The organism is Cytobacillus citreus (genome assembly GCF_018343665.1).
GTDB classification, from domain to species: Bacteria; Bacillota; Bacilli; order Bacillales; family Cytobacillaceae; genus Cytobacillus; species Cytobacillus citreus.
In genome coordinates, this window is sequence record NZ_JAGYPM010000002.1 from 624,815 (window position 1) to 644,288 (window position 19,474).

Consider the following 19,474-nt stretch of genomic DNA (forward strand, 5'->3'; position numbering starts at 1 on the left):
GCAGGAGGTGAGCGCATTGGATACAAGTAATAGACAGCCGTACAATAAAATTAAAGCCTTCTTAGTTGAAAATAAAATTAAACACAGGGATGTTGCTAACATCTTAAAAACAAAACCTAATACTATCAGTAAAAAACTAAACGGCTTTGGTGGTGATTTCACACTAAAAGAAGCACAATTAATGCATATTGAACTTGGCGTACCAATCGCCTATTTTTTTGAACCTGGTGTTCCTAAAAAGGAACAAAGGTATATTTCATAGAGGATGTGGTAGCAGGTGCAACAACTTCAAGTTAGTTTAACCATTCCGATTCCTGATGATTCGGTTTTAATTAAAAAAGTTGAATTGGAACAACTCAAACAAAATGAGCTCAAAGGCGTCTACTGGTCCATGAAGGATTTAGAAAAACGTTTAAATCGCAAACACGAGTGGATAAAGGAGAATATTCTTTATCCTTCGAAATTCCGAAAAATACTAGATTGTGAGATTGGAGGATTCGTTTATTATCCGAAATCGAAAGGACAAACGTGGTCTTTTCAAGCAAATGAAATGTCAAAGTTCCTAGATAAACATTTCGCAGATATTTTTAAAGTATAGAGGAGGCAAATAAAAATGAACTTCGGTCAAATGAACACTTACACAAAACGTCTTAAAGAAATTTTATCAACCAAGCAGTCAAGTCATATTAAAAGTGTCCATCTTGCAAGTTTAATGACGGACCTTGAAGGCTCATTTCAAATCCCACTATTTGGAAAGGAACGCATTCAAGTTTTTGAGAAACAGAATCCTCAAGTGATACAGCTGTATCGGACCGTTTCGGAAGCGAGGGAGTTTTAATAATGAAACTTAAAATCATTGAGAGAAATGGATTAAGAGCTTTGACTACTGCACAGTTAGCTGAATCATACGGAACTGACGTTAAAGTGATTAATAGAAACTTCCAACGTAATTCGGAAAGATATGTGCATGGAAAGCACTATTTTTCACTAACGGGTGATGATCTAAAGGAATTTAAAGGGTCACGTCAAAATGACGATAGCCTTAAATATGCATCTGTTTTGTACCTTTGGACAGAAAAAGGTGCATGGCTTCACGCAAAGTCTTTAAATACTAACCAAGCTTGGAATGCTTACGAAATGTTAGTTGATGATTATTACAATGTTCAACAACAAGTAAAAATTTTAACGGAGCGTGAGCAACTTATTGCTTCTATGAAATTATCACTTGAAACTGCCGAGGAAATTAATCTAGTAAAAGGTGAGATGAATGAGATAAAAAATATGGTAAAACAGCAAATTACTCTTGACTATGGTGAGCAAAGGAGGATTCAAAAAGCAGTTGGACAAAAAGTATATCAGCTTGAAAATAAAAAATCTGCAAGAGCGTCTTTATTCGGTGAATTATATAAGGATATTAAAGATCGATTTGGAGTAGCAAGCTATAGGGACATTAAACGTAAGGATATGCAACCTGCTATTCGTTACATAGAAGCTTGGTTACCGAGGAAAATCACTTAATTATTCATTAAATGCTAAAGGTGGTGAGAGAAATTGAAAATAAGCACTAAGCTGTGGAGAGAAATGAATTACGCAGATCGATATATGGCTATCTATCGTACGTTTGTAAAATGCCAGGAACAAAAATAAGGATCGTGCGGCAACACGAGTCCTCTGAAAAATATTAGTAACTTATTATACCATTTTTGAAAAAGGTGGACAAGTTATGTTATTCACTGTTGATTTTTCTATCCTCATAAATAAAAACTTTAAAACAATTCACACGGCTTTTATCCATGAGGAAACTGTTTCAGCATGCATGGATGTAGCAGAAGGCATTAAGTCTGAGATCCCTGAAAATAAACAGCATCATGTTTATATTTTCATCGAAGAATGATTCTCTTAAATAATCAAACAAGAGTACTGCTTCCAAAATGGCTACTAGAAAAGGAAAATGAGCCATTATTTTTAATTGAGGTTCACAAATATTTAGTTCGTTATCCTGATTATCGTTTTATACAAATTGAGGACGGTATGGCTTTATGCGAAAGACTTGGAGGAGTAAAGAATGGCTAAGTTTAGAATGATTCACACGGAATTTTGGGATGATCCAAGAGTAGTCGAGGAAATGACGCCTGAGGATAAATTCTTTTTCCTTTATCTATTAACAAACTCAAATACTACCCAAATAGGAATCTATCAAATCACCAAAAAGCAAATGGCTTTCGACATGGGGTATTCGATTGAAAGCGTCAACTCGTTATTGGATAGGTTTATTAATCATCATAAAATTGTGGCCTATAATTATGAGACGAGAGAAATTGCAATCAAAAATTGGGGGAAATATAACTTCAACCGTGGAGGTAAACCCGTTCTTGATTGTGTAAAAAGTGAACTAAAAACAGTTAAAGATATTTCCTTAATTCCTTTTGTTGGCGAGAGAGTTAAGAAGAAAGACATTAAGGAATTATACGACTCATATACGTTACGTGAACGAATAGAAAACGAAAAAAAACAAATAGAATCAAAAAAGAAGGAAACGTTGCTAGAACAACCTTTTGACGATTCGTTAACGATACGGGGGCAAGAAGAAGAAAAAGAAGAAGAAAAAGAAGAAGAAAAAGAAGAACAACAAGAACCGAATACTGCTGCTGATTTTTATCAAGAAAATTTTGGACCCATTAGTTCTTTTATCGGAGAATACCTAGGTCATTGGGAAAATGACCTAGGTGAAGAAATAGTGATAGAAGCAATGAAACGGGCTCTTAAACAACAAAAAAAGTGGAGTTATGCAGAGGGCATATTAAAAGCCTGGGCTAATAGCAATGTCAAAACCATTAATGATGTTTTTGCTCTTGACGTTGAATTCGAAAGAAAACGAGGTAAACCAAAACAGGGATATTCTCGAAGGACTGAAATGCTACCTGCTTGGTTTTATGAAGATGAGAAAAAACAGCCTGATAAGCCAAAGGTTGACGATGCCGAGATTGAACGTAAACAACGAGAGCTAGATGAGACTCTAAAAAAGCTAAGAGATTCAAAATTAAATGATTAGACAACTAAGATCTTAAGGAGTGAAATCATTGAAGACCGTTCAGCCAATACGGGAACTAGAAAAAATTGAGGAAATGAAAGAGGCTTTGATGCGTCAGCATTACAGAAACTATTTTCTATTCGTTTTGGGAATCAATACCGGACTTCGAATTAGTGATCTTCTTGCTCTTAGAGTAAGTGATGTAAGAGAGAAATCTCACATAATAATCACTGAACAGAAAACGGGGAAGATGAAGCGGTTCAAGATAAACAAGGAGCTCCAACAATTAATAAATGAATTTACCATAAATAAAAACGATGAAGAAAATTTATTTAAATCACGTCGCGGGAACCAGCATATCAAAAGGATACAAGCTTGGAAAATATTAAATGCTGCAGCTAATGAAGTTGGGATAAGTGAGGTTGGGACTCATTCACTAAGAAAAACTTTCGGCTACCATTTTTATCAAAAATATAAAGATGTTGCGGTATTACAGGAGATATTTAACCATAGTTTCCCAGCAGTTACGATGCGATATATCGGCATAAATCAAGACATCATGGATGAAAAAATAGATGGATTCACTTTATAGGAGGGGCATTAGATGCAGAACGTTTTTATTATAAAAACTGATTCAGACAGCGTTGATTTTCAGAAAAAGATCGGCAAGTTTCTTACAAAGCATTGCAAAGATACAGATACAAAAGCAGCCATTTTTGAACTCAATATGTATGAAACGGAAAAAGTAGAAGCGATCATTTCAAATAAATAGATTTTGTATTATGTTTTCTAGTTATGAGGTGAAACAATGTCTGAATACAAGAAGTTACAAATCATAAAGCACGCATTGCAGCATTACATCAAAAGACCAAATGCAACCGAAAAGGAATTACTGGAGGAAAAGCGATTGCTTGATAAGGTAACTATGGATGTTGAATCTTTGCAAGAAAAGTACGGAATAAGGAGGAATGATCGTGCGTGAGCCAAAATTTCGAGGTTTTAGCATTGAAACAAACAGTTGGCATTATGGTCACGGTTGGTTCAAATGCGACTACACAGAAGAGTATAAGCAAGAAAAGGGAATTACCGACAATGCCATCTTGTACACAGACGGTAGTCCTGTTGAATGCGAGTTGAAATCTATGGGGCAATTTATCGGCAGACTGGATCAGAACGGTAAAGAGATTTTTGCAGGCGATATCATGCGACGAGAATTTGAGATTAGCAGAGACATCATTGATCCTGTTTCTCTTGGATTTGTTGATAGAGAAATTGAAGAATCCGGTTATTTTATAGGTGTGGTAAATTATAGGCCTTCTGAGGGATTTGTCCTTAACAAATGTAAGAAATTTAACGAAGATGGAGAAATTATTAGTCAGCTTAGTGGAGTGAAGATTTATCCCAAATACGCAACTGTCATCGGCAACATTTACGAGAATCCAGAGTTAATCAACTCTTGAGTAATTATGTAGCGAAAAAAAGAGCCATTAAGGCTCAAGTATAAGCAAACTGGTTTAGCGAAGTATATTCTGTTCGATTTATAATATGTCACTAATTAAAATAATGACTTGGATATGCCGAAGGGAAATTTATCTTCCCCACAGTCTTTCAGTATCAATGGGTACTATTACTTGACCATCTATACGTTTATGGATAATGGGATTTTTAAAAGGATCATTATTATCTTTTTTAGTTGAATTACGTGCACGCCCATTTACACCGAAAATATCTTTAATACTGTGGTAAGACATTTAGTTCATCTCCTGGATCTTTTATCTAAAATTATTATCTGTTCTTGGTAAATAAAAAATTCATAAAGATTTTTGGTTATATGAATAAATACATTAAGCAAAGTGTTCATTAGATATAGAATGTTTAGGAGGTTAAGAAATGAGTAAAAAATGGATGGTTTATGATACTGCATCGGGAGAAATCTGCTTCCACGGAACAAAAGAAAAAGCACAAAAAGATTATGATGATGCTAGTAAGGATTTGGAAAGCGGAGAGCTTTTAGGTGAGCATGAAGTTTATATGTTCAGAGTTGAAAAAGTACAAACCATTACTAATTATCCAGAGGATTAATAAACAAAAGAGTAAGCGAAGTTCCTAAATAAAAAAGAGCCATACAGGCTCAAAAGTAAACTGGTGAACGAAAGGAAATCACTTCTATTTAGTCTATGCCTTTGATAATGAGAAGGATTGGGCTGAATGGTGTTGGCACAAGGCATTCTTGAGGCAGACTCCAACGTGATTACCTTGTCCAACAAAAATATTTTTTCCTAAAAAGTAAAATAAATTCATTAAGCAATAAGTAAATTAGGGGAGGGAGCTTGAATTGAAATTAGGAGAACACCCTTGGAAGCTTTATGGTATTGTCTATGACGGAAATGGAAACGAAGTTCAGATATTTATTAATGCATTTTCCACCGAAAAAGAAGCGTTAGAATTTCCGATAAATAATGAGTTTCATGATAGATGGGTAGGAGTTGAGGAAGATTTTTAATTAACAAATTAAGCAAAAGTGTTAATTAGGGAGTGTGTTAATCATGTTAAGAAAAGAGGATAGGGTTAGATTCAAGGAAGGGCTTGAACATATGAATCTCAAAGGAACGACTTGGGTATATAAATGCGAATCTGATGAAATAGAAAGTAACGGACAAAAATGTGTCTATTTAAAAGGATTTAGCAAAATTATACCTGTTCATTTTTTGCAAAAGTTCAATGAAACAAAATGATAGGTCAGTATAGGAGTTTTGGGGGCTGTTCAAAAAAGAAAAAGCCACCTGACGGTGACTATTTCTTATTCACTAAGGAAAGTTTTGCTTTAGATGGTGTTTCGTACTTTAAATGACCTATATTACGACCGCCATACCCATCACTTTGTACCACATAAAAGCCACCACCAACATCATAAAGAGGAGCATATCCTTGTATAGTTTTAGTACCATATACACGGTATTCTTCACCTGGTTTTAATTCGCGCACAGGGTCATAAGTTACAGGTCCTGAAGTGCCATCTTCTACTTTGAATAAAGTGGTTGATTTTAAGATTGTTACTTTCCCAATTTGTCCAGGTTTCAATTCGGTTTTCCCCCACATTACTTTTTGTGCAGAAGCGGCATCAGGAGAGAGCGTAAACCCGAATAACGCAAATAGAGCAACAAATAGGATGGATAGTTTTTTCATATAAAGACCTCTTTCTTATAAGTATATGAAAATAATAACATTTTAGGGAAAGGGTTTCATTGGGTAATTTGTAGCATTATTTGTGGATAAATAAACAAAAGGTAGGATTTGTTTTTTTAAAAACTAAATGGAAACACTAAAATGAGGTGAAAATAAATGATTAGACTTTATGCTTTTATAGTATTTTCCTTTTTAGTGTTAAGTTTAAATTATGTAACTTATGCAGAGTCTGAAAACAATTATAAATATATGGACAATAAGGAGAAACACTTTATTAGTGCAGAGGAGTTCTTTCGAAGCTATCCTGGTTATTCACAAAATATTGTGGCAGATATAATTTTACGGAAAAAAGTACTTTATAAAAATCTAGAAGATTTTATCAAATCAAATGTAACTAAACACTACTTTATAAATTTGTACAATGTATACGCTCATCCGCATACTGGAGTAAGCCCACACCGTCAAATATACTTCTATTGTGCTATATGGGACAATGACAAAACTCTTGAACATAAATACATTATTGTGGATGCCGAGACTGGTGAATACCTAGTTAGAGGTAGTGGAGTATCTTATGAACCTGTCGATTAAATTTAAAAATGCTTCTGGTTAAATAAGGAAACACAAGATAGACTAAGTATAGAACAATAATCATACTCGATAATTTTTTTGAATGGGGGAGAAAGAATGAAGGTCGGTCTCATAGAGGTTTCATGAGACCACCAAAGTCAAAAAATCGCCGAGAAGAGGTCTCATGGAGGTTTCATGAGAACCACCAAAGCCAAAAAATCGCTAAGAAGCGGTCTCATGAAGTTTTCATGCGACCACCAGAGTAAAAAAATCGCTAAGAAGAGGTCTCATAGAGGTTTCATGAGACCACCAAAGCCAAAAAATCGCTAAGAAGTGGTCTCATAGAGGGTTCATGAGACCAGCAAAGCCAAAAAATCGCCATGAAGCGGTCTCATAGAGGTTTCATGAGACCACCAAAACGAAGATATCTCCAAAAAGCGGTCTCATAAGACAACCTCACTTTACACAAAAGAGAGAAAGCTCAACCAAGATAAAAAAATAAAAATTTAGAAGAATGAACTGTCCTTTGTTTACCCAAAAGGCACTCCCACTTTCCTTAATGCCAATATCTTTCCATTCAACATTCTACTGCGTTATTGTAAAATGGAGTGAAGGGGGGATGTATGATGAATTTACAGGCTGGGTTATGGCAGCAGCAGACATTAAAGTTAACGATGACTCAGGAGCTGACTCAGGCGATAGCCTTGCTGCAATACAATGCGCAGGAGCTCTCTGCATTCCTAGAAAATAAAGCTTTGGAAAATCCCTTACTACAAATTGAATCCAATCATGTTCAGGCGATGGACCCCCGCTTTGATCGCGCAAAACCAGCGAAAAAAAAGATAGAAAAAGATAAGCAAAATTGGATCGAACAAATCGGCAGGAATGAACTTTATCTAGAAGAGCACTTAAAGGCTCAGCTTGATTTTAATCTTCTTAATGCTGAAGGAGAAAAGGTATTTAACTATCTTATTGATTGTTTGGATGAAAACGGTTACTTGCGAGTAGAGCTGGATGAAATCGCTATTCGCTTTCATATTTCGGAAGAAAAAGTCTTGCAAACTCTTAATCTATTACAGGGATTAGAGCCTGCTGGTATTGGCGCTCGTAATTTGCATGAATGCATTCTTTTGCAGCTAAAGAGGCTAGAGAAAAGAAATCCCTTAGCTGAAGAAATTATAGAGAATCATTTCGGTGCATTCGCAGAAAAAAAGTGGAGGGACACTACAAAAATTCTTGGGATTAAAATGTCTGATATTCAAGAGGTTTTTGACTTTGTTCAAACATTAAATCCAAGACCTGCTTCCTCTTTTCAGCACGAAAAATCGGCCTATATCATTCCAGATGTAGTCATTGATTGGGATGGAAATTCTTTTTTTGTCAGTGTTTTTGATGAAGCTTTACCAAAGATCAGCTTTAATAATGAATACTACAAACAATTTTCCTCCAATAAAGATAAACAGGTTAAACGCTTTTTACAGGAAAATCAACAAGATTATTATTGGATTATGAGAAGCATAGAGCAGAGAAAAGAAACATTATCCAAGGTTTCTTTGAAAATTGTCGAAAAGCAGCAAGAATTTTTCATCAAAGGACCTTCATATTTAAGTCCGATGACGATGAAGGATATTGCCGATGAGGTGGAAATTCATGAATCAACGGTGAGCAGGGCTGTTCGAGAAAAATATGCTCAAACTCCTTTTGGCACTTTTGAATTGCGCTCTTTCTTTTCAAGCACGATTAAAACCACTTCTGATGAGAATACTTCATCAAAGCAAGTCAAGACGATCATAAGTAAAATGATTGAAGGAGAAAATAAGCAAAGGCCATTATCTGATCAAGAGATTGTACAATTGTTAAAAGAAAAGGAAGGGATGGTTGTTTCAAGGAGAACGATTGCGAAGTACCGCGATCAGCTTGGCATCCCATCATCTTCAAAAAGAAAAAGATACGATTGAAAAGGAGAATAACGGTGAAGCAAAGTACCCTTGTGCTTTATACACGGAACCGCTGTCCTTTATGTGATAAAGCCAAAAACATAATATTGGAATTACAAGAAGAGTGGGATTTTCTTTATAAAGAAGCGGATATTGATCAAAGTGATGAACTGACTGAAAAATATGGACTAATGATTCCCGTTGTCGAAATTGATGGTGTGGAAGTCCAATATGGCCAGATAGATAAACAATCGATTATAGAAGTGTTTTCAGAAAAAAGCAAAAGTTAAAAGTTGAACTTCCAGATCACTCCTGTTAAAATGAAATTGAGGCAAGGGTGATTTTTTTTATCTTAAGTGGGACATTATATGACTATGAGGGACAAAAAATGTCCACATCTATATATAAAGGAGCAAGAAAATGTACTCACTCATCGATATTCAAAAAAGATTATTGCCCGAATTGCTAGTTGTTATGCAAAAGCGCTATCAGATTCTACAATATATCGGCTTAATGGAACCGGTAGGGAGAAGGAGTCTTGCAGTAAGTCTTAACCTGACGGAAAGGGTCTTAAGAGGAGAAGTCGAGTTTCTGAAAAGCCAGAATCTAATCGTGATTTCAAGCCAAGGAATGAGCCTTACTTCTGATGGAAAGGAGCTGCTGGATAAACTTGAGCATATGATGCGGGAAGTATCAGGAATAAATGAATTAGAAACTAAACTGCAAAGAAAGCTTGAGATTCAGAAAATTATTGTTGTTTCAGGTGACAGCGATGAGTCTCCATGGGTAAAAAGTGAATTAGGAAGAGCTGCCGCGGAATTCATGAAATCATGTTTAAATAGAGGAAATATTATTGCTGTAACGGGTGGATCGACAATGGCGGCTGTGGCAAATATGCTGTCCCCTGAGTTTGCGGATTATGAGTTGCAGTTTGTTCCTGCTAGAGGCGGAATTGGCGAGGATGTGAAAAATCAAGCAAACACCATTTGTGCAACCATGGCAGATCGTACAGCTTCAAAGCATAGAGTTCTTTATGTGCCTGATCAAGTAAGCGATGAAATGTACAGATCTATTATAAAAGAGCCTGAAATTAACGAGGTTCTTAGTTTAATTAAATCCGCAAGCATCGTTTTACATGGAATTGGGGACGCTATGACAATGGCAAAACGCCGTAAAACAAGCGATCAAGAGATAGCTTTCATCCAAAATGGCAGAGCAGAAGGAGAAGCGTTTGGGTATTATTTTAATGAAGCAGGAGAGGTCGTTCATAAAGTACAAACCATCGGATTACAGCTTCAGGACTTATCTAATATCCCGAATATCATTTCCGTTGCTGGAGGAAAATCAAAAGCAAAGGCTATTGCTGCTTATATGAATCAAGCGCCAAAATCGACCGTTCTTGTAACAGATGAGGGAGCAGCAACTGAATTGCTTAAGAACTAATACCTATAAGAAAATTTCATTAATAATAAATATAAATTAAAATAATTGGCTGTGTTAAAGCTCAGTGTTGACAATGCTATTTGTTGTTGATTGGAGCGGAAGGCGCGAGACTCCTCGAAAATGCTAACGCATTTTCTTCGTGCGGTGATTATTCTGGGAAGCTTATTCAATGTCCTGCGGGAAATGCGAGTCAAAGGGTGACCCCACAGGAGCGATAGCGACGAGGAGGCTCCCCGACCGCCCGCGATCGCTAAGCGCCTGCAGCGGAAATCAACAGGGAAATATAACTTAGCCAAATAATTAGGAGGAAAAAATAATGACTGTTAAAGTTGGTATAAATGGATTCGGAAGAATTGGACGTGTAGTTTTCCGTGCAGCATTAAATAACCCGAATATCGAAATTGTTGCCGTAAATGATTTAACAGACGCAAACATGCTTGCACATCTTTTAAAATATGATTCTGTTCATGGTACATTGAAGGAAGAAATAGTAGTAGATGGTGAATACTTAGTAGTTGGCGGCCATAAAGTAAAAGTGCTTGCTGAACGTGATCCTGCTCAGCTGGGCTGGGGAGATCTAGGGGTGGACGTAGTTATTGAATCAACAGGGCGCTTTACAAAACGTGAGGATGCAGCGAAGCATTTAGAAGCTGGCGCGAAAAAAGTAATCATCTCTGCACCAGCATCAAATGAAGATATTACGATTGTAATGGGTGTAAACCATGAAAAATATGATGCGGCTAATCATCATGTCATCTCAAACGCATCATGTACAACAAACTGTTTAGCGCCATTTGCTAAAGTTTTGAATGATAAGTTCGGAATTAAGCGTGGAATGATGACAACCATTCATTCCTACACAAATGATCAACAAATTCTTGATTTACCTCATAAGGATTACCGCCGTGCTCGTGCAGCTGCTGAGAATATTATTCCAACAACAACAGGAGCAGCAAAGGCAGTTTCCCTTGTGCTGCCTGAGTTAAAAGGAAAATTAAATGGAGGAGCGGTTCGTGTTCCAACTCCAAATGTTTCTTTAGTAGATTTAGTTGTTGAACTTGAAAAAAATGTAACAGTAGATGAAATAAATGGAGCATTAAAAGAAGCGGCAGAGGGCGAATTAAAAGGCATTTTAAGCTACAATGAGTTGCCGCTCGTATCTGGAGATTATAACGGAAGCACAAGCTCATCAACAATTGACGCTCTTTCTACAATGGTCATGGAAGGCAATTTGGCAAAAGTAATCTCTTGGTATGACAATGAAACAGGCTATTCTTACCGAGTTGTTGACCTTGTCGAGTATATTGCTCAAAAAGGAATTTAAGGGGAAATTGGATTTACCGATAGAAATGAAAACTTTCATTAATTAAAATGGCTAGAAAGTACTTAGACCTATTGGAAATTAGAACAATAAACGACTATAATGATAGAGGGTAAAAGGGGAGCGGGAATTCATCCCCTCTTCTTTTTGGCTAAAAAAAGAAGGTTTAAATTTATTAGCCAGCTAAAGTGGATGTGAAGTTTCGATAAAGTCTCTATTAAGGAGACCGCATAAGAGACTAAGCATTTACCGGAAGGACTTGGAGAACGCCAAGTTTTTCTAAAAAAATAAGAAAATATAACTTTTCTCGAGTTTGAGAATTGTCTAGCTCCAGCGCCTACCCCCGACGTACAGGACGTACTAGTGTCGACAATGCGACAGGACGTCGCGCTTTTGTCGACCTCGAGGTCATAAGCCAGTCCGCCAAGAAAGTTAAAGAACAACTTTCCCGTCGGCCTGTCTTATGCTTGTCGGGGGTGAGCAAGGCGCTTGCGCTTTTCTTATTATAAACAATTTTTGCAGCAATTGTAGATGGTTGTCCATCGCATTTGCTTAAAAGAAATGATTCAACAGCTATCAGATTAGTGCCAGTTACTAGCCAAAAATCAGGAGGGCCATTTCTATGAACAAAAAAAGTGTGAAAGATGTAGAGTTAAAAGGGAAACGAGTTTTTTGCCGTGTTGACTTTAATGTGCCGATGGAAGATGGAAAAGTAACGGATGAAACTCGAATTCGTGCAGCAATTCCTACTATTACATATTTAATGGACCAAGGAGCTAAAGTTATTTTAGCAAGTCATTTAGGTCGTCCAAAGGGGAAGGTTGTCGAGGAATTACGTCTTACACCAGTTGCAGGGCGTTTATCCGAGCTTCTTGGCAAGGATGTGAAAAAAGCGGATGAAGCGTATGGCGATACAGTTAAAGCCATGATCGAAGAAATGGAGCAAGGGGATGTCCTTCTTCTAGAAAATGTTCGCTTCTATCCTGGTGAGGAAAAAAATGATTCAGATTTAGCGAAATCCTTTGCTGAATTAGCGGATATTTATGTAAATGATGCTTTCGGTGCAGCACACCGTGCACATGCTTCAACAGAAGGAATTGCGCATCATATCCCTGCTGTATCAGGACTATTAATGGAAAAGGAACTAGATGTACTTGGAAAAGCCCTTTCAAATCCAGAGCGCCCATTCACAGCGATCATTGGCGGTGCGAAAGTAAAGGATAAAATCGGCGTCATTGAAAATCTTCTTGAAAAAGTAGATAACTTAATTATTGGCGGCGGATTAGCTTATACATTTGTGAAAGCGAAAGGCTATGAAATTGGAAATTCTCTTTTAGAAGAGGATAAAATTGAATTAGCAAAATCCTTTATGGTGAAGGCTGAAGAAAAGGGCGTTAAATTTTATATGCCTGTTGATGCCGTTGTTGCTGAGGAATTTTCACAGCAAGCTAATTCTAAAACAGTTTCCATTGATGAGATTCCAGCTGAATGGATGGCCCTTGATATCGGTCCGAAAACAGCAGAGATTTATAGCGATGTTATCCAAAACTCCAAGCTTGTCATTTGGAATGGACCAATGGGTGTGTTTGAATGGCAAAAGTTCGCTGGTGGAACGAGAGCAGTAGCGGAAAGCTTAGCAGAAGCAAATGATACATATTCTGTCATTGGCGGGGGAGACTCTGCTGCAGCTGTTGAAAAATTCCATTTAGCAGATCGTATGAGTCATATTTCTACTGGCGGTGGAGCGTCATTAGAGTTTATGGAAGGAAAGACCTTACCTGGTGTTGTTGCTTTAAATGATAAATAAGAAGCTTGAAAGGTTACTAAAATTTTAGCATAGAGGATGTGCCAGCATGCGTAAACCCATTATTGCAGGAAACTGGAAAATGCATAAAACACTACCGGAGGCTAAAGCATTTCTAGAAGAAATCGATGGCAATATACCGGATCAAGAAAAAGTAGAAACAGTGGTATGTGCTCCAGCTCTATTTTTGGAATCCTTAGTAGGCTATGGTGTTGGAATTGGTGCTCAAAATATGCACTATGAGGAAAGCGGTGCTTTTACAGGGGAAATTAGCCCAGTGGCGCTTGAGGATATCGGTGTGAAATACGTCATTCTTGGCCATTCAGAACGCCGTGAAATGTTTAATGAAACAGATGAAGCTGTGAACAAGAAGACACTTGCTGCTTTCAAGTTCAATCTGACACCAATTGTGTGCGTTGGTGAAACACTTGAACAACGTGAGAATGGCGAAACGAATGCTATCGTAGGCTCGCAGGTTGAAAATGCATTAAAAGGCTTATCAGAAGAGCAGGTCAAACAGACGGTCATTGCTTATGAGCCAATCTGGGCAATTGGAACAGGTAAATCTTCAAGTGCTGAAGATGCAAATGAAGTTTGTGCCTATATTCGACAAGTCGTTGAAAAGCAATTTTCAAAAGAAGCAGCAGGCGCTACTCGCATTCAATATGGCGGCAGTGTGAAGTCTTCTAATATTAAAGAATATATGGCACAGCCTGATATTGATGGTGCGTTAGTGGGCGGAGCAAGTCTAGAGGCGCAATCATTCCTGCAATTATTGGAGGCAGGGAAGTATGAGTAAAGCACCTGTAGCATTAATCATCTTAGACGGCTTTGGTCTAAGAGATGAGCAAAAAGGGAATGCCGTTACTCAGGCAAAGAAGCCTAACTATGATCGTTATTGGAACTCCTATCCCCATGCCACATTAACCGCATGCGGGGAAGCAGTCGGACTCCCAGAGGGACAAATGGGAAACTCGGAGGTCGGGCATTTAAATATCGGGGCCGGACGTATCGTGTACCAAAGCTTAACAAGAGTGAACGTGTCGATTCGCGAAGGAAAATTCGAAAAAAATGAGACCTTCTTAAAAGCAATGGATCATGTAAAAAAGAATGGCACAAGCTTACATATTATGGGCTTGCTATCTGATGGCGGTGTTCATAGTCATATTAATCATCTGTATGCCCTTCTCCATTTGGCTGCAGAAGAGGGTGTCGAAAAAGTCTATGTTCATGGTTTCCTAGATGGCCGTGATGTCGGTCCGCAGACAGCAGAAGGCTATATAAAAGCTGCTGAGGAAAAAATGAAGGAATACGGTGTCGGGAAATTTGCCACAATCTCAGGCCGCTATTATTCCATGGATCGCGACAAGCGCTGGGAGCGCGTTGAAAAATCTTACCGTTCTATGGTGTACGGAGAAGGTCCAACATACTCCAATGCGATTGACTTGGTTGAGGATAATTATCACCATGGAATTTATGATGAGTTCGTCATTCCTTCAGTGCTTACACAGGAAAATGGCAAGCCTGTTGCAACCATTCAAGACAATGATGCGGTAATATTTTATAATTTCCGTCCGGACCGGGCCATCCAAATTTCTAACACTTTTACAAATAAAGATTTCCGTTCCTTTGACAGAGGTCCTAAGCATCCAGAGAATCTTTTCTTTGTCTGCTTAACTCATTTCAGTGAAACGGTTGATGGTTATGTAGCATTTGAACCAACGAATTTGGATAATACATTAGGTGAGGTATTATCACAAAATGGATTGAAGCAGCTGCGGATTGCTGAAACTGAAAAGTATCCTCATGTGACGTTCTTTATGAGCGGAGGACGCGAAGCAGAATTTCCAGGCGAGGAACGGATTTTGATAAATTCTCCGAAGGTTGCTACTTATGATCTAAAGCCGGAAATGAGTGCTTATGAAGTGACCGATGCATTGTTGAAAGAAATTGAAGCAGATAAATTTGATGCGATTATCTTAAACTTTGCTAATCCGGATATGGTTGGTCATTCCGGTATGCTAGAGCCAACCATTAAGGCAGTGGAAACGGTTGATGAATGTCTAGGGAAAATTGTTGATTTAATTATTGAAAAGGGCGGAAAAGCCATCATTACGGCTGATCATGGAAATGCGGATGAAGTAGTGACGCTTGAAGGAAATCCAATGACAGCTCATACTACAAATCCAGTGCCAGTCATCATCACACAAGCTGGTATTGAGCTTCGTCATGATGGAATCCTTGGGGATCTCGCTCCAACCGTGCTTGATTTACTTGATGTAGAAAAGCCAGCAGAAATGACTGGAAAGACGCTAATTAGCAAGGAATAGTGTGCTGATTGAAAGCTTTAGTGATAGGCACTAAGTGGAAATTGTTAATTTTTAACATTCATTATAAAACCAATTTTAAAGGAGAGAATTGATATGCCATTTATCCAACATGTTTATGCTCGTGAAGTACTAGATTCCCGTGGTAATCCAACAGTTGAGGTAGAAATTTTAACTGAATCTGGTTTCTTTGGCCGTGCGATGGTTCCATCTGGAGCTTCAACTGGAGAGTACGAAGCAGTTGAGCTTCGTGATGGAGACAAATCTCGCTACCTTGGTAAAGGGGTTCAAAAAGCAGTTGATAATGTCAATGATATTATTGCAGAAGCAATTATCGGCATGGATGTAACAGACCAAGTTGGGATTGACCGTGCCATGATCGAATTAGACGGCACTGAAAACAAAGGTAAGCTTGGTGCTAACGCGATTCTTGGTGTATCTATGGCTGCTGCACATGCGGCTGCAGAGTCTGTTGGTCTTCCATTATACCGTTATCTTGGCGGTTTTAATGCGAAGCAGCTTCCAACGCCGATGATGAACATCATTAACGGCGGATCACATGCTGATAACAATGTGGACTTCCAAGAATTCATGATTATGCCTGTTGGAGCTCCTACTTTTAAAGAAGCAATCCGCATGGGTGCAGAAGTCTTCCATTCTTTGAAAAAGGTTTTATCAGGTAAAGGTTTAAATACAGCTGTTGGGGATGAAGGTGGATTTGCTCCTAACCTTGGATCTAACCGTGAAGCATTAGAAGTTATTATTGAAGCTATTAAAAATGCAGGCTATGAGCCAGGAAATGATATCTATCTTGCGATGGACGTTGCTTCTTCTGAATTCTATAATAAAGAAACTGGCAAATATGATCTTGCTGGTGAAGGACGCACTGGCTTAACTTCAGAAGATATGGTGAACTTCTATGAAGAGCTTGTAAACGAATTCCCGATCATCTCAATCGAAGACGGCTTAGACGAAAATGATTGGGAAGGCCATAAGCTATTAACTGAACGCATTGGCGGCAAAGTACAGCTTGTTGGTGATGACCTATTTGTAACAAATACGAAAAAGCTTGCTCAAGGCATCGAGCAAGGAGTAGGCAACTCCATCCTTATTAAAGTAAACCAAATCGGTACATTAACGGAAACATTTGAAGCAATCGAAATGGCGAAGCGTGCAGGCTACACTGCAGTTGTTTCTCACCGTTCCGGCGAAACAGAAGATGCTACGATCGCTGATATCGCTGTTGCCACAAACGCTGGCCAAATCAAAACAGGATCCATGTCCCGTACAGACCGTATCGCGAAATACAACCAGCTTCTTCGTATCGAAGACGAGCTTGGTGAATTAGCGGTATATGATGGGTTGAAGAGTTTTTATAATTTGAGTAAGTAATATATTGGGTGACTGCCTTCGTAGCAGTCGCCCTTTTTAATGGAAGTGGCCGATATATTTGAAAAGTGACCGATATATTGTTGAAACTGACCGATATATTGGAAAAGTAGCCGATATATTAGCGAAAGTGACCGATATCCCCATTTAAGAGGGAGTCTAAATGATAAATGCGACCTTTATTTGAACCAGAATAGGGTAAATTCATTGAAAATAGTAACTTTTTTGCAATATCTGCAGAAGAAAGGCAAAGGAACTCACGAAATTGCTGATTTGTAATCGAGGAATTGATCAAAAGGGAGTAATCTAGTAAAGCTTGATGGTGAGCCGTTTTATCTTTTTGCTTACAGCTGGTACAAAACCAAGTTCCGTATATACGTTTCATTGGGGTAGCATTACATTTGGGGCACTGTACTCCTGTTATTAAGGATGCTCTAGGGATTTTAAATAGATCTAAAACTTTTATCTGTTCAGGCGTATGGTTTTTTACTAGTACTTTGGCTAGCTTTGCTATTTCCTTTTGCGTTAATATCTCTTCGGTAAATGGCTTTTTTATTTTCCCAATTCGATCTAATAACTCGTGAGCATGTATTACGGTTTTAAAAGCTAGATAATTTTGCGAATCTGTTTTTATAACGGTCGAAGGGTTGCTGATAATTACCAAATATTCAATAGGAATAGATATATTTTTATTCATGAACCATTTTCGTAACTCTCTTTTTTGTCGTTCTGCTTGCGTAATTGGATCTAGGAATCCTTCTTCATTGTCATTAATAAAGCGGATTAGCTGTTTGAATTTGGAATCAAAGTAGAGTGTACCACCAATATTTTTGGATTCAAGGATGAGAGCAAATGTGGAGGAAATCATTAATGTATCTAGCTGGAAGTATTCTTGCCCGTTTTGTAAGCGGAGGTTTCTGAAAATGGTGTATTCCTTATTGGGGAGTTTGTTGACGTAGTAATCAGTTGCTTCTTCTCCGATATAGCCTTTTCTTCTTTTACTAAGATCTTTCTCAATCAGTTGTAGTTTGTCAAAATTTTGAGGGAGACGCCTTAATAATGATTCATTCGCTAAAATTCTGAGAGGGATGGATCTTTCCTTTGCAATCAAAGTTTTCACTCCTTTATTTTTGTTCAAAGATAGATTCGATATAATTCGGAATAATCCTCTATTTAGTTAAAAAATCGATTTGCCCAAGTTGAGGAAAGCCTTCCATTCAGAAGGCTTTTCAGCTGCCTTGCCATTGCAAAGTGGATTGTGGAGAGCCATTAAGAATCTCTATTTATTACTTTAATTTTTGGCACGCTAAAGGAAACTCCCGCCCCTTTTCAAAAGAAAAGAGACGGGAGTTATTTTGATTTCGCGTTACCACTGTAATTGTTCTATAAAACCACTTAATTCCAAAATGTGGTTACACCCGCCCTCTAATACTTCAAAATTCAACTTATATTGGTTATATATTGATTCATTCTAAATGAAAAAAGTTTTGATGATTTGAAGCTAAAGCCTTGCAAGCTTTATTGGCGATTGTCTAAAACATCCTCTCCTGATAGTCCAAGCAATAAGGACATGACCAGAATAACGTATTCATTAGGAAAGGGGGTGAATAGATGACCACAAATGATGTTGTTACGATTGGTTCTAACTGTATTATTGATAACGATGGCCGTTTCTTCTTGTTAGCTGAAATTGAAGCAAAGGTTCCTGGGGTTGAAATTGATCCTATTGTCATTATTCGGATTACAGCAGATCAGGCAGATAAGCTAATAGAAGGCGGCCTGCAACTTTGTACAATACAGGATGAACCTCCAGTGGCGCCTCCGGGATTTGAAGTTGAGTTTAAGTGCATCTTTCAAGATAACTGTAAAGCATTTTCTATATTCGATGTGGAAAACAGCACAGATGAAGCAGTTCTTGTACGAATTTCGTTAGAAGAGGCTTGTCAACAAATTGCCAATGGAGCACGTCGCTGTACGAAAATTAGAAGGCCATTTCTTTAAAAATAACACATTTCGGATTTGGACTAGATTAAATAAGAGTATTTGATAATATTCAACGGAATGTATAAAGAACCTTTCCATTAACAAGGCCAAATTCAAAAATGTTAGCAGTATCCTGTAATAAAAAAAGGATCTTCCTCCTAGAAGATCCTACAGTCTTTTTTCATTTACAATAATTATTTAAATTTTGAGGTGATGGATTATGATGACGAGAAGCAATAATACTGAAAGAGACCAATTAGAAGTGATCGCAATAGACCAACTAGTACCAGAAGATCATTTAGTTCGTAAAATGAAGCAGCTATTGATTTCTCCTTCATTTATCCATTAGTTGAAAATCTCTATTCGATCCTAGGTCGTCCGAGTGTTGATCCGGTGAATAAGAGCATTCCCAAATGCCTTTTGTCGTCAATCTGGAAAGCCTTCCATTCAGAAGGCTTTTTTATTTGTTAAAAAATATTGAAA

The 19,474-nt window shown here is 37.7% G+C and carries 27 protein-coding genes and 1 pseudogene; 25 read left to right on the plus strand and 3 right to left on the minus strand.

The window, feature by feature from the left end; genetic code table 11:
- Window positions 1-7 precede the first annotated feature (7 nt).
- The 11 genes from KHA94_RS09055 to KHA94_RS09105 all read left to right on the plus strand — a co-directional run bounded on the left by KHA94_RS09055 (window position 8) and on the right by KHA94_RS09105 (window position 4,491).
- The gene (locus KHA94_RS09055) at window positions 8-262 is read left to right on the plus strand and encodes an XRE family transcriptional regulator (RefSeq protein WP_338030732.1); all 255 of its coding nucleotides are present in this window, start codon (window positions 8-10) and stop codon (window positions 260-262) included.
- Between the two features lie 15 nt (window positions 263-277).
- Window positions 278-598: a DUF771 domain-containing protein gene (locus tag KHA94_RS09060; protein ID WP_213101807.1), complete on the plus strand. Its 321-nt coding sequence runs from the start codon at window positions 278-280 to the stop codon at window positions 596-598.
- A 15-nt stretch (window positions 599-613) separates the two neighbouring features.
- Window positions 614-838 carry a hypothetical protein gene (locus KHA94_RS09065; RefSeq protein ID WP_213101808.1) on the plus strand — a complete coding sequence of 75 codons (225 nt, stop codon included), beginning with the start codon at window positions 614-616 and terminating at the stop codon, window positions 836-838.
- Window positions 839-840: 2 nt separating this feature from the next.
- Entirely contained in the window at window positions 841-1,518 is a 678-nt protein-coding gene (locus KHA94_RS09070; protein ID WP_213101809.1) for an ORF6N domain-containing protein, read from the plus strand.
- 205 nt (window positions 1,519-1,723) lie between these two features.
- The gene (locus KHA94_RS09075; RefSeq protein ID WP_213101810.1) at window positions 1,724-1,894 is read left to right on the plus strand and encodes a hypothetical protein; all 171 of its coding nucleotides are present in this window, start codon (window positions 1,724-1,726) and stop codon (window positions 1,892-1,894) included.
- Entirely contained in the window at window positions 1,891-2,073 is a 183-nt protein-coding gene (locus tag KHA94_RS09080; protein ID WP_213101811.1) for a hypothetical protein, read from the plus strand. The genes KHA94_RS09075 and KHA94_RS09080 overlap by 4 nt, the downstream gene beginning before the upstream one ends.
- Window positions 2,066-3,052 (plus strand): DnaD domain-containing protein, encoded by a 987-nt coding sequence (locus tag KHA94_RS09085; protein ID WP_213101812.1) that lies wholly within the window; start codon window positions 2,066-2,068, stop codon window positions 3,050-3,052. The genes KHA94_RS09080 and KHA94_RS09085 overlap by 8 nt, the downstream gene beginning before the upstream one ends.
- Before the next feature lie 28 nt (window positions 3,053-3,080).
- Window positions 3,081-3,623, plus strand: coding sequence for a site-specific integrase (locus KHA94_RS09090; RefSeq protein ID WP_213101813.1), 543 nt, complete (start codon window positions 3,081-3,083; stop codon window positions 3,621-3,623).
- Window positions 3,624-3,635: 12 nt separating this feature from the next.
- Window positions 3,636-3,803: a hypothetical protein gene (locus tag KHA94_RS09095; protein ID WP_213101814.1), complete on the plus strand. Its 168-nt coding sequence runs from the start codon at window positions 3,636-3,638 to the stop codon at window positions 3,801-3,803.
- Window positions 3,804-3,839: 36 nt separating this feature from the next.
- The gene (locus KHA94_RS09100) at window positions 3,840-4,013 is read left to right on the plus strand and encodes a hypothetical protein (protein ID WP_213101815.1); all 174 of its coding nucleotides are present in this window, start codon (window positions 3,840-3,842) and stop codon (window positions 4,011-4,013) included.
- Window positions 4,006-4,491 carry a YopX family protein gene (locus KHA94_RS09105; RefSeq protein WP_213101816.1) on the plus strand — a complete coding sequence of 162 codons (486 nt, stop codon included), beginning with the start codon at window positions 4,006-4,008 and terminating at the stop codon, window positions 4,489-4,491. Before KHA94_RS09100 ends, KHA94_RS09105 begins: the two co-directional genes overlap by 8 nt.
- A gap of 129 nt (window positions 4,492-4,620) precedes the next feature.
- Here the strand turns inward: KHA94_RS09105 and KHA94_RS09110 are convergent, their stop codons facing one another.
- Window positions 4,621-4,782: a hypothetical protein gene (locus KHA94_RS09110; RefSeq protein ID WP_213101817.1), complete on the minus strand. Its 162-nt coding sequence runs from the start codon at window positions 4,780-4,782 to the stop codon at window positions 4,621-4,623.
- Between the two features lie 139 nt (window positions 4,783-4,921).
- On the opposite strand from KHA94_RS09110, the gene KHA94_RS09115 reads away from it, so the two are divergent.
- The 3 genes from KHA94_RS09115 (at window position 4,922) to KHA94_RS09125 (ending at window position 5,766) form a co-directional block, all read left to right on the plus strand.
- Window positions 4,922-5,113 (plus strand): hypothetical protein, encoded by a 192-nt coding sequence (locus tag KHA94_RS09115; RefSeq protein WP_213101818.1) that lies wholly within the window; start codon window positions 4,922-4,924, stop codon window positions 5,111-5,113.
- A gap of 253 nt (window positions 5,114-5,366) precedes the next feature.
- Window positions 5,367-5,534, plus strand: coding sequence for a hypothetical protein (locus KHA94_RS09120; RefSeq protein ID WP_213101819.1), 168 nt, complete (start codon window positions 5,367-5,369; stop codon window positions 5,532-5,534).
- A 43-nt stretch (window positions 5,535-5,577) separates the two neighbouring features.
- A complete protein-coding gene (locus KHA94_RS09125) occupies window positions 5,578-5,766 on the plus strand; it encodes a hypothetical protein (RefSeq protein WP_213101820.1) in 189 nt (62 codons plus the stop codon).
- Between the two features lie 58 nt (window positions 5,767-5,824).
- On the opposite strand, the gene KHA94_RS09130 is transcribed toward KHA94_RS09125, so the two are convergent.
- Window positions 5,825-6,217: a hypothetical protein gene (locus KHA94_RS09130; protein ID WP_213101821.1), complete on the minus strand. Its 393-nt coding sequence runs from the start codon at window positions 6,215-6,217 to the stop codon at window positions 5,825-5,827.
- A gap of 156 nt (window positions 6,218-6,373) precedes the next feature.
- Between KHA94_RS09130 and KHA94_RS09135 the strand changes: the two genes are divergently transcribed.
- From KHA94_RS09135 to eno, 9 genes are all read left to right on the plus strand, one after another.
- Complete coding sequence (locus KHA94_RS09135; RefSeq protein ID WP_213101822.1) at window positions 6,374-6,808, plus strand: hypothetical protein; 435 nt, start codon at window positions 6,374-6,376, stop codon at window positions 6,806-6,808.
- 605 nt (window positions 6,809-7,413) lie between these two features.
- Entirely contained in the window at window positions 7,414-8,745 is a 1,332-nt protein-coding gene (gene rpoN, locus KHA94_RS09140) for an RNA polymerase factor sigma-54 (protein ID WP_213102259.1), read from the plus strand.
- A gap of 14 nt (window positions 8,746-8,759) precedes the next feature.
- A complete protein-coding gene (locus KHA94_RS09145) occupies window positions 8,760-9,014 on the plus strand; it encodes a glutaredoxin family protein (protein WP_213101823.1) in 255 nt (84 codons plus the stop codon).
- Window positions 9,015-9,144: 130 nt separating this feature from the next.
- Window positions 9,145-10,167, plus strand: coding sequence for a sugar-binding transcriptional regulator (locus tag KHA94_RS09150; protein WP_213101824.1), 1,023 nt, complete (start codon window positions 9,145-9,147; stop codon window positions 10,165-10,167).
- Window positions 10,168-10,483: 316 nt separating this feature from the next.
- A complete protein-coding gene (gap, locus tag KHA94_RS09155; protein WP_213101825.1) occupies window positions 10,484-11,491 on the plus strand; it encodes a type I glyceraldehyde-3-phosphate dehydrogenase in 1,008 nt (335 codons plus the stop codon).
- Between the two features lie 619 nt (window positions 11,492-12,110).
- On the plus strand, window positions 12,111-13,295 hold the full coding sequence (locus tag KHA94_RS09160) for a phosphoglycerate kinase (RefSeq protein ID WP_213101826.1): 1,185 nt from the start codon (window positions 12,111-12,113) through the stop codon (window positions 13,293-13,295).
- A gap of 46 nt (window positions 13,296-13,341) precedes the next feature.
- Window positions 13,342-14,091 carry a triose-phosphate isomerase gene (tpiA, locus tag KHA94_RS09165; RefSeq protein ID WP_213101827.1) on the plus strand — a complete coding sequence of 250 codons (750 nt, stop codon included), beginning with the start codon at window positions 13,342-13,344 and terminating at the stop codon, window positions 14,089-14,091.
- Window positions 14,084-15,622, plus strand: a complete 1,539-nt coding sequence (gene gpmI, locus KHA94_RS09170) for a 2,3-bisphosphoglycerate-independent phosphoglycerate mutase (protein WP_213101828.1) — start codon at window positions 14,084-14,086, stop codon at window positions 15,620-15,622. Before tpiA ends, gpmI begins: the two co-directional genes overlap by 8 nt.
- Window positions 15,623-15,715: 93 nt before the next feature.
- On the plus strand, window positions 15,716-17,011 hold the full coding sequence (eno, locus tag KHA94_RS09175) for a phosphopyruvate hydratase (protein WP_213101829.1): 1,296 nt from the start codon (window positions 15,716-15,718) through the stop codon (window positions 17,009-17,011).
- Window positions 17,012-17,129: 118 nt separating this feature from the next.
- Here eno and KHA94_RS09180 read toward each other — a convergent pair whose 3' ends face one another.
- Window positions 17,130-18,119 carry a nuclease-related domain-containing protein gene (locus tag KHA94_RS09180; RefSeq protein ID WP_213101830.1) on the minus strand — a complete coding sequence of 330 codons (990 nt, stop codon included), beginning with the start codon at window positions 18,117-18,119 and terminating at the stop codon, window positions 17,130-17,132.
- Window positions 18,120-18,619: 500 nt separating this feature from the next.
- On the opposite strand from KHA94_RS09180, the gene KHA94_RS09185 reads away from it, so the two are divergent.
- Both KHA94_RS09185 and KHA94_RS09190 read left to right on the plus strand, forming a co-directional pair.
- Complete coding sequence (locus KHA94_RS09185; protein ID WP_213101831.1) at window positions 18,620-19,009, plus strand: hypothetical protein; 390 nt, start codon at window positions 18,620-18,622, stop codon at window positions 19,007-19,009.
- A gap of 202 nt (window positions 19,010-19,211) precedes the next feature.
- Window positions 19,212-19,387: pseudogene (locus KHA94_RS09190) on the plus strand (transposase); the annotation flags it as partial.
- Between the last annotated feature and the right edge of the window lie 87 nt (window positions 19,388-19,474).